This is a genomic window from Aestuariibius insulae (genome assembly GCF_040783535.2).
GTDB lineage: Bacteria > Pseudomonadota > Alphaproteobacteria > Rhodobacterales > Rhodobacteraceae > Aestuariibius > Aestuariibius insulae.
The window spans coordinates 1,005,683-1,017,977 of sequence record NZ_JBFONW020000001.1 but is presented as its reverse complement, the minus strand read 5'-3'; the positions used below and the strand labels follow the sequence as shown (position 1 = coordinate 1,017,977).

10 protein-coding genes are annotated in these 12,295 nt (G+C 62.2%); 4 read left to right on the top strand and 6 right to left on the bottom strand.

Annotated elements, in window-relative coordinates; genetic code table 11:
- From AAD018_RS04925 to AAD018_RS04915, 3 genes are read left to right on the top strand one after another with little or no spacing between them, the layout of a single operon-like run.
- Positions 1-678 carry an HdaA/DnaA family protein gene (locus tag AAD018_RS04925; RefSeq protein WP_367313236.1) on the top strand — a complete coding sequence of 226 codons (678 nt, stop codon included), beginning with the start codon at positions 1-3 and terminating at the stop codon, positions 676-678.
- Positions 679-733: 55 nt separating this feature from the next.
- Positions 734-2,902, top strand: a complete 2,169-nt coding sequence (locus AAD018_RS04920) for an RNA degradosome polyphosphate kinase (protein WP_367313237.1) — start codon at positions 734-736, stop codon at positions 2,900-2,902.
- Between the two features lie 2 nt (positions 2,903-2,904).
- Entirely contained in the window at positions 2,905-4,443 is a 1,539-nt protein-coding gene (locus tag AAD018_RS04915) for a Ppx/GppA family phosphatase (RefSeq protein WP_367313238.1), read from the top strand.
- Here the strand turns inward: AAD018_RS04915 and AAD018_RS04910 are convergent.
- The 4 genes from AAD018_RS04910 to scpA form a co-directional block, all read right to left on the bottom strand.
- Positions 4,440-4,796 carry a hypothetical protein gene (locus AAD018_RS04910; RefSeq protein WP_367313239.1) on the bottom strand — a complete coding sequence of 119 codons (357 nt, stop codon included), beginning with the start codon at positions 4,794-4,796 and terminating at the stop codon, positions 4,440-4,442. The genes AAD018_RS04915 and AAD018_RS04910 overlap by 4 nt on opposite strands.
- Before the next feature lie 44 nt (positions 4,797-4,840).
- Positions 4,841-5,884 (bottom strand): endonuclease/exonuclease/phosphatase family protein, encoded by a 1,044-nt coding sequence (locus tag AAD018_RS04905; RefSeq protein ID WP_367313240.1) that lies wholly within the window; start codon positions 5,882-5,884, stop codon positions 4,841-4,843.
- Positions 5,881-6,564 (bottom strand): TerB family tellurite resistance protein, encoded by a 684-nt coding sequence (locus tag AAD018_RS04900; protein WP_367313241.1) that lies wholly within the window; start codon positions 6,562-6,564, stop codon positions 5,881-5,883. The genes AAD018_RS04905 and AAD018_RS04900 overlap by 4 nt, the downstream gene beginning before the upstream one ends.
- A gap of 95 nt (positions 6,565-6,659) precedes the next feature.
- A complete protein-coding gene (gene scpA / locus AAD018_RS04895) occupies positions 6,660-8,798 on the bottom strand; it encodes a methylmalonyl-CoA mutase (protein ID WP_367313242.1) in 2,139 nt (712 codons plus the stop codon).
- Positions 8,799-8,936: 138 nt separating this feature from the next.
- On the opposite strand from scpA, the gene AAD018_RS04890 reads away from it, so the two are divergent.
- On the top strand, positions 8,937-9,434 hold the full coding sequence (locus AAD018_RS04890; RefSeq protein WP_367313243.1) for a DUF4174 domain-containing protein: 498 nt from the start codon (positions 8,937-8,939) through the stop codon (positions 9,432-9,434).
- Between the two features lie 109 nt (positions 9,435-9,543).
- Here AAD018_RS04890 and AAD018_RS04885 read toward each other — a convergent pair whose 3' ends face one another.
- On the bottom strand, positions 9,544-10,251 hold the full coding sequence (locus AAD018_RS04885; protein WP_367313244.1) for a hypothetical protein: 708 nt from the start codon (positions 10,249-10,251) through the stop codon (positions 9,544-9,546).
- Positions 10,248-12,248 carry an acetyl-CoA carboxylase biotin carboxylase subunit gene (locus AAD018_RS04880; protein ID WP_367313245.1) on the bottom strand — a complete coding sequence of 667 codons (2,001 nt, stop codon included), beginning with the start codon at positions 12,246-12,248 and terminating at the stop codon, positions 10,248-10,250. The genes AAD018_RS04885 and AAD018_RS04880 overlap by 4 nt, the downstream gene beginning before the upstream one ends.
- Positions 12,249-12,295: the final 47 nt, after the last annotated feature.

The window sequence follows — 12,295 nt, the reverse complement described above, 5'->3', positions numbered from 1 at the left end:
GTGCCTCGGCAGCTTAGCTTTCCCCTGCCGGATCAAACCGCGCGGCATGCAAGCGATTTCTTCGTTTCGCCTGCGAATACGATTGCGCATCGGGCGGTCATGAATCCGGCAAGCTGGCCCGATGGGCGTCTGGCTTTGATCGGGCCCGCCGGTTCGGGCAAGAGCCATCTTGCGCAGGCCATTGCGGTGCCAGGCGACACGCTTCTGCTCTCGGCGGCGGATCTTGAGAGGGACGGCGCCGCCCTTCCCGAAGCCGAGCTGATCATTCTGGACGACCTAGGCGACCCTCTAAGCGCGGCTGCCGAAGAACGCCTTTTCCATATCTACAACCACCTTGGCAGTGGAACCGGCAAGCTTCTTTTGATCGCACGCACCCCGCCAAGCCAGTGGCCTATCGCCTTGCCCGATCTGGTCAGCCGCGTGAAATCCGTCACCCCGGTGCAGATCGAGGATCCGGATGATGCGCTTTTGCGCGCGCTGTTGACCAAGCTTTTCCGGGATCGCCAGCTCAATCCGCCGCCTCAGGTGATCGAGCGCTTGGGCGCGCGCATCGAGCGCTCGTTCGCAGCCGCACAAACGATTGTCGACCGGGTGGATAAAGAGGCCTTGGCGCAGGGCCGGGAGATGACCTGGCCGTTCGTCCGCACGCTTCTTGAGGACGAGGGTCCAGAAGCATGATATCAGTCTGGATATCTGTCACCGCCCTGTCACGCCAAGGCCTCAGACCATTCGCATGACCCAAGCTGACTTTCTCAAGGCCGACTTCCCGGAACCGGCAACGCTCGATGACGATCTGACCGGGCCGTCGCGTTTTTTTAATCGCGAGCTGTCCTGGCTCGGCTTCAACTGGCGCGTCCTCGAAGAGGCCGAGAACCCCCGTGTGCCGCTTCTAGAGCGACTGCGGTTCTTGTCGATCTCGGCGGCCAATCTTGATGAGTTCTACACCGTTCGCGTGGCTGGCCTGCGGGAGCTGAAGCTCTCCGGGAATACGACCCCCGCCGCGGATGGTCTAAGCCCGGGCGAGCAGCTTATCCTGATCGACCGCGATGCGCGCCAGCTTATGGCGCGCCAGCAAACCACCTTTGAGACCCTCGCAGAGGAGATGGAGGCGCAAGGCATAACCATCTGCGCGCCCGGCGATCTGAATGGCGACGACAAGGACTTCCTGTCGGAATACTTTCTCAATCAGGTGTTCCCCGTTCTCTCCCCTCTTGCGATCGATCCGGCCCACCCGTTCCCGTTCCTGCCGAATGAAGGCTTCACGCTCGCCCTAGAGCTTAAGCGGCGCAAGGATGACCAACCCCTGCGCGCGCTGCTTCCGATCCCCCAGCAGATCGATCGGTTCATCCGGCTTCCCCAGACGGACGGCCTGCGGTTCCTGCGGCTTGAGGATCTGCTTTTGTTGCATATCGACCGGCTCTTTCCCGGCCATAAGATCAAGGGGCATTGCATCTTCCGCATCCTGCGCGACAGCGATCTGGAACTGGAAGAAGAGGCCGAAGATCTTGTCCGGGAGTTCGAGGTGGCCCTCAAGCGCCGTCGCCGGGGCGATGTCGTTCGGATGAAGATCTCCGTGGGTGCTCCGAATGCGCTCAAGGCTCTCATCATGGAAGAGCTTCACGTCACTGAAGACGAGGTGGTCGAGGTCGACGGCATGATCGGCGCGACCGACCTGTCCGAGCTTGTCCTCGATGAGCGTCCCGACCTGCTCTGGCCGTCCTTCACTCCCCGCATCCCCGAACGCGTTCAGGACCATGACGGCGACATGTTTGCGGCCATCCGCCAGAAGGACATGCTGCTGCACCACCCTTACGAGACCTTCGATATGGTGGTCCGCTTCCTGCAACAGGCCGCACGAGATCCCGATGTCGTCGCGATCAAGCAGACGCTTTACCGCACATCCAAGCAGTCCCCCATCGTCGAGGCCCTTTGCGAGGCCGCCGAAGACGGCAAATCCGTCACCGCGCTGGTGGAGCTGAAGGCCCGCTTCGACGAGGCCGCCAATATCCGCCAGTCCCGCCGGCTGGAGCGCGCGGGCGCCCATGTCGTCTACGGCTTTCTGAACTACAAAACGCACGCCAAGATCAGCACGGTCGTCCGGCGCGAAGGCGACAGGCTTGTCACCTACAGCCATTTCGGAACCGGCAACTACCATCCGCTGACTGCCCGGATCTACACCGATCTGTCGCTCTTCACGACTGACCCGGCACTGGGCCGTGATGCTGGCAAGATCTTCAACTATCTGTCCGGCTATGCCGCACCGGAAGAGCTTGAAAATATCTCGATCTCTCCGCGCGAGCTGAAGAAGACATTGCTGAAACGGATTGCCGAAGAGGCCGATTTTGCCTCGAAGGGCAAACCGGCGATGATCTGGGCCAAGATGAACTCCCTGATCGAAGCGGACGTGATCGACGCGCTTTATGCCGCCTCTCGGGCAGGCGTGCAGATCAGCCTCGTCGTACGCGGCATTTGCGGTCTGCGCCCCGGGATCAAAGGCCTGAGCGAAAATATTCGCGTCAAATCGGTCGTGGGCCGCTTCCTCGAACACAGCCGGATCGTCTGCTTCGGCGCGGGACATGGGCTGCCGCACAAAAATGCGCGCGTCTATATCAGCTCTGCCGACTGGATGGGCCGCAATCTCAACCGGCGGGTCGAAACGCTGATCGAGGCGACAAATCCGACCGTGAAAGCGCAGATCGTCAGCCAGATCATGGCCGCCAATCTCGCCGATGTGGCACAAAGCTGGGTGATGGGCCCGGACGGAAAATTCACCCGGGCGGAAACCCCTGAAGACGGCTTTGCGTTCAACTGCCACAGGTTCTTCATGGAAAACCCGTCGCTTTCCGGGCGCGGGTCCGCTGGCGCCTCCGACGTTCCGAAACTGACCCATACCGAGGATTGACCTTGAACGAGACCGCGCCTGACTTCGGCCCATTCGGGCGCCCGCTCTTCGATAGTCCCGAGGCGCGCGCCCTGTCCCGGGTTGGCGTCGTTGATGTGGGATCAAACTCGGTCCGACTTGTGGTCTTTGACGGCGCAGCCAGAAGCCCCGCCTATTTCTATAACGAAAAGATCATGTGTGCGCTGGGCGCGCATATCTCGGAAACCGGGCGTCTAAACCCCGAAGGGCGCGTGCGCGCGCTCTCCGCCATGCGCCGCTTTCGCGCTTTGGCCGACGGGATGGGCATCTCTCCACTCACAGCCGTTGCAACCGCCGCGGTGCGGGAGGCCGAAGATGGCGAGGAGTTTCGCGCCGAAGTCGAAGCGGAAACCGGGATCAAGCTTTGGGTGATTGACGGCACGGAGGAGGCCCGCCTTTCGGCGCAGGGCGTTCTTCTTGGCTGGCCCGGCTCCTACGGTCTGGTCTGCGATATCGGCGGCTCATCGATGGAGCTGGCCGAGCTGGACGAGGGCCGCGTCGGCCGCCGCATGACGTCAAGGCTTGGACCTTTGCGGCTGGCCGATATCAAAGGCGGCAAGGCAGGCCGCAAACGTCATATCAAGGACGAGATCGGCGCCCTGCATGCCAGTATGGGCTCGTCCGACAAGCGTCTGTTCCTCGTCGGCGGCTCGTGGCGCGCCTTTGCCCGCATCGATATGGAGCGGCGCGGCTATCCACTGACCGTCCTGCACGAATATCGTATGACGGCCACCGCGATCCGCGACACGGCCAAGATGATCGAAGGCAGCGATCTGAACGAGCTGCGCGGCCGCTGCGGTATCTCGGAGGCCCGCATGTCGCTGATCCCGCTCGCCGCTCCCGTCCTCAAGCAGCTGGTGCGCACGTTCAAACCCAGAGACATCACCATCTCCAGCTACGGGATCCGCGAGGGGATGCTCTACGAGGAAATGCCCTCGCAGCTACGTGTCCGCGATCCGCTGATCGAGGCGTGCCGCTTTGCCGAATCGAAGGACGCGCGCGTTCCGGGCTTTGGCCGTACCCTCTATGCGTTCATCAAGCCGCTTTTCAACAGCGCGTCACCTGCAAAGAAGCGCCTGATCCGGGCCGCCTGCCTGCTGCACGATGTCAGCTGGCGCGCCCATCCCGATTACCGGCACGAGGTCTGCTTCGATCTCGCAACCCGGGCCAATCTCGGCGGTCTCAAGCATTCCGAACGGATCTGGCTCGGTCTGGCGCTCTTTCACCGTTACAAGAGCAACCGGATCGGCACCCGCTTCGAGCATCTCTACGATCTGATCCCCGAAGAGGCCCAGACGGAGGCCGAGATCGTCGGCAAAGCGATGCGGTTCGGCGCGATGCTTTGGCAGCAAACGGACGCACAGATCGGGCAGCTTCGATTCTATCCCAAGAAGAAGAAACTCGACCTTATCCTGTCGAACGAGGCGGCCCCACTCTTTGGAGAGGTCGCCGAATCCCGGTTCTCGTCACTGGCGAGCATTCTGGGCGCCGAAACCGACGTCAGATACCGCAAAAAGATCTAGATCTCGATCTCGCCGTCCAGATCGAGCGTCGGCGCATCGGGTTTTCTGGGGATCAAGATATCGCCATTCGGCAGGATCTCGGGCGGCCCATAGTTGGTCATGTCGTCGATCTGGCCCATCAGATCGGCCAGCGCCGGTCCCATCTCGTTCATCAGCTGTCGAAGCTGCGGCCCCATATCTTCGGCCAAGCCTTCAAGCTCTTCGAGCGCGGGTGCCATTTCCTTGCGCAAACCGTCGAAGAAAAGCTTCGCCCCTTCCTCCATCAGGCTGAAGCCGCGCTCCTCCTCAGCCTCCTGCGCATGCGCCGGAGAGGCGAGGCCCAAGGCCAGAACGACTGCAAGAATATGTTTCATCTTTGATCACCGCATCTATCCAATGACCTGAAATATAGTCACCTTCATCCGCTATCCCAACCCCCGAGGTCCAGATCGAGCGTGACGGGGAAATGATCGGAAGCCGCCAGAAGCGCCTCGCGCAGCGCGTTATCGCCCCAGCAATCTGGATCTTCGAACGGGTGCCAGATCCGCCAGACCGGATCACAGACGACCAGATCGGGCGAGATCATCACGTAATCGAGCAGCGCCTGAAGATATCTTTTCTCGGTGTCGATCCAGAACCGGGCCGTCGTTTTCGTAGCGCCCAATCGACGGCTCAGCGCCTGCCGGGCATGAGGATCGGTCATCTGCGCCGCGCCGCCTTCGCCCAGCACAATCTCGACCCCGGAGCGGCCAAAGAGGCTCTCATAGTCGTCCAACCCCGGCCCGTCGTTGAAATCCCCGAGGATAATCAACGGCTCGCCCGCCTCTAGATGCTGGTCCGCGCGCCGCCGGATCCAGATGCATTGCGCAAGCTGCTTTCGCCGGTTCGCGATGGCCCGCGCCATCGCGGCGTCGCCCGTCTCGCCGCTGCGCCCGCCCTTGGATTTGGCATGCACGCCGATCAGCCGCAGAACCGGCCCGCCCGCCACCTCAAAGGCAACCTCAAGAGGCGGCTTGGAGAACCGCATCCGCTCCGGCGCAGCATCGACATCCAAATCATAGCGCAGCACCTGATCGAAGCGGGGCGCCCCGTCGCGTCCATGGGTGCCAGTTAGCTCGCCTTGGGGATCATGCCGGGCCGTTCCGATATCGGGATCGTAAAGCAGGATGATCTCCTGCTTGGTTTCGCTTTGAAATCCCAACAGCGCCTTGCGCGCCCGCAGCCCGAACCGGTCTGCAAAGGTTTCGAGTGCCCGCACCCCTGACCGCTTCCGGCTGCTATCGGGCGCCTCGATGACCATGACCGCATCGGCATCGAGCGCCTGAAACACACGCCCCACCGCCTCCAGCTGTTCGCGGCGCGTGACCCCATAGCGTCCGGCCCGCTCGTCATCGTCCCAGGGCTGGCCCGCACTATCGAACAGCGTCCAGAACCACTCGACATTATAGGTGGCGATCCTCACGCACGCCCTTCGGACACAGCCTCCCAGGCGCGATTGACCGCGATCATCCGGCGTTCCGCGATCTTGACCGCCTCCTCGGGCACGCCCCGTGCGATCATCGCATCGGGATGCGTCTCCCGCACCAGGGCCCGCCAGGCATCCCGAGCTTCATCGAGCGTCGCCTCCGGCGCGATCCCCAGCACCTCCCGCGGGTCCGGCTCCGCATTCGGGACGAACCGCATCCGCATCTGGTTGAAACATCGCGGCTTGATCTCAAAGATCTCGGCCACCCGTTCGAGGAAAAGCTCCTCGTTAGGATGATATTCGCCATCGGCCATCGCGATATGAAAGAGCCCCTCGACCAGATCGACCAGAGCCTCCTCGTTTTCCCCGCGAAACATCTGATGGATCCGCCGCGCGTAATCCTCGAACCCCGACACGTCCTTGCGCGCCAGATCAAACACCCGCCCGGCATTCTCCTCGTCTTCGGAGGCGATGTGGAACACCTCGCGAAACGCTGTCACCTCATCGCGTGTGACACGCCCATCGGCCTTGGCCATCTTCGCCCCGAGCCCGATTACTGCGATGGTGAATCCGACGGATTGCTCCGGCGCAGACCGCAGCCGATCAAAGATCGACGACAGCCCCTCCCCCGACCGCAGGGCGGCCAGAACTTCGATGATGCGGGTCCAGATCGACATGACGCCACTTTAATCCGTCTCGAGAAAAGGTCGAGGACCTCCAACCTTTGCGGCACCGAACCCAGCGCGCCCGAAGGTCGCGGATCGCGGTTCAGTCACTCCGCCGCTTCGGGCCGCGCCTTGCGGATCAGCTTGAGAATATCCTGCGCCGCCTCGGGGATGTTGGTGCCCGGTCCGAAGATGGCCTTCACTCCGGCATCGTAAAGGAACCGGTAATCCTGCTGCGGGATGACACCGCCGCAGATGACAAGGATATCCCCCGCCCCCTGCGCCTCCAGCGCCTTGACGAGCTTGGGCGCCAGCGTCTTGTGACCGGCGGCCTGCGACGAGATCCCGATCACATGCACATCGTTGTCGATGGCGTCCTGCGCGGCCTCTTCCGGCGTCTGGAACAGGGGCCCGACATCCACGTCAAACCCGATATCGGCAAAGGCGGTCGCGATCACCTTGGCGCCCCGGTCATGCCCGTCCTGACCCATCTTGACGACCAGCATCCGGGGCCTGCGCCCCTCATCCTCGGCGAATTGCTCGACCGCCGTCTGGATCGCAGCAAAACCCTCATCGCCCTCATAGGCGGCTCCATAGACCCCTGCCAATGTCTTCACCTCCGCCCGGTGGCGCCCAAAGACGCCTTCCATCGCCATCGAGATCTCACCGACCGTCGCCCGTGCCCGCGCTGCCTCGACCGCCGCCTCCAGCAGGTTGCCGCCCTCTGCGGCCCGCCGCCCCAGCTCCAGCAGAGCCGCATCGCACGCCGCCTGATCCCGCTCCGCCTTGATCCGGTCTAGCCGGGCGATCTGGCTCTCTCTCACCTTGTCATTGTCGATATCGAGGATGTCGATCTCATCCTCTTTCTCAAGCCTGTACTTGTTGACCCCGACAATCACCTCGTCGCCCCGGTCGATCATCGCCTGCCGCCGGGCGGCCGTCTCTTCGATGCGCAACTTCGGCATGCCGGAGGCGACGGCCTTGGTCATACCGCCCATCTCCTCGACCTCCTCGATCAGCGCCCAGGCCGCCTCGACCAGATCGGCCGTGAGCTTCTCCACGTAATAGGAGCCCGCAAGCGGATCGACGACATTGGTGACACCCGTTTCCTCTTGCAGGATCAGCTGCGTGTTGCGCGCAATCCGTGACGAAAACTCCGTCGGCAGCGCCATCGCCTCGTCGAAGGAGTTGGTATGCAGCGATTGCGTTCCGCCCAAAACCGCGCTCATCGCCTCGAATGCCGTGCGCACGACGTTGTTATAGGGATCCTGCTCCTGCAGGCTCACCCCCGACGTCTGGCAATGGGTCCGCAGCATCATCGACCGCGGGCTCTTCGGCTCGAACTCCTCCATGATCCGGTACCAGAGCAGTCGCGCCGCGCGCAGCTTTGCCGCTTCCATGAAGAAGTTCATCCCGATGGCGAAGAAGAACGACAACCGCCCCGCGAATTTGTCGACATCCATGCCGCGCGCGATCGCGGTGCGCACATATTCGCGGCCATCGGCCAGCGTGAAGGCAAGTTCCTGAACCAGGTTCGCCCCCGCCTCCTGCATGTGATAGCCGCTGATCGAAATCGAGTTGAACTTCGGCATCTCGGCTGAGGTATATTCGATGATATCTGCGATGATCCGCATCGAGGGTTCGGGCGGGTAGACATAGGTGTTGCGGACCATGAATTCCTTGAGGATGTCGTTCTGAATGGTCCCCGACAGGGCCGCACGGTCGACCCCCTGCTCTTCTCCGGCGACGATAAAGGACGCCAGAACGGGGATCACCGCCCCGTTCATCGTCATCGAGACGCTCACCTCACCAAGCGGGATGCCGTCGAAAAGGATCTTCATATCCTCGACTGAGTCGATCGCCACGCCCGCCTTGCCGACATCGCCTTCCACCCGTGGATGGTCGCTGTCATAGCCGCGATGCGTTGCCAGATCGAAGGCCACGCTGACCCCCTGCTGCCCGGCAGCCAAAGCCTTGCGATAAAAAGCGTTCGATTCCTCGGCCGTCGAAAAACCGGCATATTGCCGGATCGTCCAGGGACGGCCCGCATACATCGTGGCCTTCACGCCGCGCGTGAACGGAGCCTGCCCGGGGATCGAGCCGAGATGATCCAGACCGTCCAGATCCTCGGCGGTATAGACCGGCGCGACATCGATCCCCTCGAGTGTCGTCCAGGTCAGATCCTTAAGGGATCTGTTTTTCAGCTCCTTAGCCGCGATCTCGGCCCAGTCGTCCTTGCGTCCCATCACCGGCTCCTTCCAGCTGATCCGTCCGCTTTGGATGCGCTCAGCCGATTATAACCCAAATAACTGTCTCGTGTCCTGACGCAGAGACTCTTCGCAAAGGCGATCGGCCCAACTATATCTGCGGTAACAGGAGACCTCATGACCTTATTTCCGACCCGCGCTGTGCTCGCCTTGACCGCAGCCGTCCTCACAACACCCTTTGCGGCCGCTGACGATGCGGTCCAGACGCCCCTTGTTCTCGGCCCGGTCGAGCAATGGCAGGCCGATCCGACCGTGATACTCGAAGCCGTCGATGTCACGCTCGATGACTTCCGGTGGCTCGCGCGCCCGGTTGTCGTCTTTGCCGACACTCCGAACGATCCCCGCTTCCAGACCCAGATCGAGCTTCTGGCCGCCCGCATGGAAGACCTCGCCGAACGCGATGTCGTCGTTCTGACCGATACCGACCCCGAAGCGTTCTCCTCCCTGCGAGAGCAGCTGCGTCCACGCGGCTTCATGCTTGTCGTGCTGGGCAAGGATGGGGGCGTAAAGCTGCGCAAGCCGGTGCCCTGGGACGTTCGGGAGCTGTCGCGCTCCATCGACAAGATGCCGCTGCGCGAGCAGGAAATCCGCGATCGCCGGGCGCTGAACCAGTAAAGTTCATTGAATCCTAACCTGTTGCAGCTTATATCTCGCCCAGGAGGACAAAAGATGTCAGATCGCCAACAGCCCGCACCTGTCCATCTTCCATATACACCCATTCCCGTCACGGGCCGGACCGGTCCGCGTCCTGAAGGGTATTGACCTCCCGCTCCGACGCCGCAACGCGTTGAACTTCCAGTCTTTTTGCCTCGGCCTCGGCGGTTTGCTCGCGTAGCTCCTGCTCAAACTTCTCCGCCTCCTCCTTGCCCTTCTTGGCATAGATATCGATCATCCGAAGCGCGTGATTGCCGAACGCAAAGGCCTGCACCTTCATTTCGGTCAGATCCTCGTAAAGCCTCACTTGACGCTCGACCGGCAGCTGCGCGAACGTCTTCCCCCTTAGATCCTCGGTCACATCCCCCATCACCTGAAGCTGCGCGTAATAGGCGACCACCGCATCGATTGTCGTGCGCGGGAGGATATGAATCTCGTCGATGATCGAGGCATAGACCTGATCCTTCCGGTCCCTCACCACGAACGGAATATAGGACCGCCCTCTATTCGCCTCATCGCGCATCCGCTGCACGACAAGGCCTGACTGCGCACGCAGCATCTCGGCGCTGCCCAATGTCTGCAGATTGGCGCCAATCTCAGCAAAAAGCGCCCGGTGCACGTCCCTCAGCCGCTCCTTGCGCATTCGGCTGCTGCGCCGCCGGTTCTGCCGGCCATTCACGATCCAGCCGACAGCGACAAAGAGGCCCGCGATCACCGCCTGCCAGATACGCGGATCGACCCCCTGAAGCCACGCCCATATCGCCGTCAGACCGCTCACTCGAACTCCATGATCACATCATCGACCGCAAGGCTCGCCCCGGGTTCGGCGTTGATCTTGGCCACCGTTCCGCGCCGTTCGGCGCGCAAGATATTCTCCATCTTCATCGCCTCAACAGTGCAGAGCGCCTGCCCTTCCTGCACCTCCTCGCCCTCGGCCACGTCGATCTTCACGATCAACCCCGGCATCGGACAAAGGAGTAGCTTCGACGTATCGGGCGCCTCCTTCTCGATCATATGCGCCATCATCGCATCCTGACGCGGATGCAGAACCTTCACATCCAGATCCGCGCCGCGAGACCGGATCCGAAATCCGTTCGTGATCTTGTCGACCTTGAGCACCAGCGGCGATCCATCCACATCCAGCCGCGCCAGCGTATCGCCCGGCGTCCAGTCGCTTTCCACGCGGTGGCGCGCCTCATCCTCGAACCGAACCGTCGCGCCCTCCCGGTCTGCCTCGATTACCACGGGCCAGATATGACCGCCGATCCGTACCACCCAATCCGCGCCGACCTTGCGCTCGTGATTGCTCATCCGGCCCGAAATGCGCGCCCGCCGGATCTCTGCCACCCGATGCATCGCCGCCGCCGAAGCCGCGACCCGCCTCAAATCCTTCTCCGGCAGATCGACGGCGCCGAAGCCGTCGGGATATTCCTCGGCGATGAATGCCGTCGTGATATCGCCGCTGACAAAGCGCGGATGATCCATCACCGCGCTGAGAAACGGCAGGTTGTGCCCGATCCCTTCCAGCTCGAACGTATCGAGCGCGATCCGCATCTCCTCGATCGCCTCCCCCCGGGTCGGGGCCCAGGTGCAGAGCTTCGCGATCATCGGATCGTAATACATCGAAATCTCGCCGCCCTCGAAAACGCCCGTATCGTTGCGGACAACGCGGCCCTCTTCGGCGACCTCCTCTGGCGGACGATACCGCACCAGCCGCCCGATCGACGGCAGGAAGTTGCGATACGGATCCTCTGCATAAAGCCGCGACTCGATGGCCCAGCCGTTCAGCGCCACATCGCCCTGCTCAAAGGAAAGCGTCTCCCCCGCGGCAACCCGGATCATCTGCTCGACCAGATCGATCCCGGTGATCAGCTCCGTCACCGGATGCTCGACCTGAAGCCGGGTGTTCATCTCGAGGAAGTAAAAGTTCTTCTCCCCATCAACGATGAACTCTACCGTGCCCGCGCTGCGATAGCCGACCGCATCGGCCAAAGCGCACGCCTGCTCGCCCATGGCCTTGCGCGTCGCCTCGTCCAGAAACGGCGACGGAGCCTCTTCGATCACCTTCTGGTTTCGCCGCTGGATCGAACATTCCCGCTCGCCCAGATAAAGCGTCCGGCCCTGCCCGTCCGAGAGCACCTGAATCTCGATATGCCGCGGCTGGGTGACGAACTTCTCGATGAACATCCGGTCGTCGCCAAAGCTGGCCGCTGCCTCGTTCTTGGAGGCCTGGAACCCCTCGCGAACCTCGCTCTCGTCCCAGGCGATCCGCATCCCCTTGCCGCCGCCGCCCGCGCTGGCCTTGAGCATCACCGGGTAGCCGATCTCGCCCGAAATCCGGATCGCTTCATCTGCATCCTCGATCAGCCCCATATGGCCGGGCACGGTCGAGACCCCCGCCTCCGCCGCGATCTTTTTCGAGGTGATCTTGTCGCCCATCTTTTCGATGGCCCCCGCGGGAGGACCAATGAAAGCGATGCCTTCCGCCTCGAGCACCTCGGCAAAGGCCTTGTTCTCGCTCAGAAAGCCGTATCCGGGGTGAACCGCCTCGGCGCCGGAGGACCGGATCGCCTCCATTACCTTTTCGATCACGATATAGGACTGATTGGCGGGCGCCGGGCCGATATGGATTGCCTCATCAGCCATCTTGACATGAAGGGCATGACGATCCGCATCGGAGTAGATCGCGACGGTTGCGATCCCCATCTTCCGCGCCGTCTTGATGACGCGGCAGGCAATCTCGCCCCGGTTCGCTATCAGGATTTTCTTGAACATGGGTCCCCTCAAACCGCCATGCCATAGGCACGATAAAAGCGCGACTC

What these genes read in the sequence shown, in the direction of transcription:
- AAD018_RS04890 (WP_367313243.1), top strand. Translation starts at nt 8,937, where the DNA reads ATGACCTTATTTCCGACCCGCGCTGTGCTCGCCTTGACCGCAGCCGTC.
- AAD018_RS04880 (WP_367313245.1), bottom strand. Translation starts at nt 12,248, where the DNA reads ATGTTCAAGAAAATCCTGATAGCGAACCGGGGCGAGATTGCCTGCCGC.
- AAD018_RS04920 (WP_367313237.1), top strand. Translation starts at nt 734, where the DNA reads ATGACCCAAGCTGACTTTCTCAAGGCCGACTTCCCGGAACCGGCAACG.
- scpA (WP_367313242.1), bottom strand. Translation starts at nt 8,798, where the DNA reads ATGGGACGCAAGGACGACTGGGCCGAGATCGCGGCTAAGGAGCTGAAA.
- AAD018_RS04910 (WP_367313239.1), bottom strand. Translation starts at nt 4,796, where the DNA reads ATGAAACATATTCTTGCAGTCGTTCTGGCCTTGGGCCTCGCCTCTCCG.
- AAD018_RS04900 (WP_367313241.1), bottom strand. Translation starts at nt 6,564, where the DNA reads ATGTCGATCTGGACCCGCATCATCGAAGTTCTGGCCGCCCTGCGGTCG.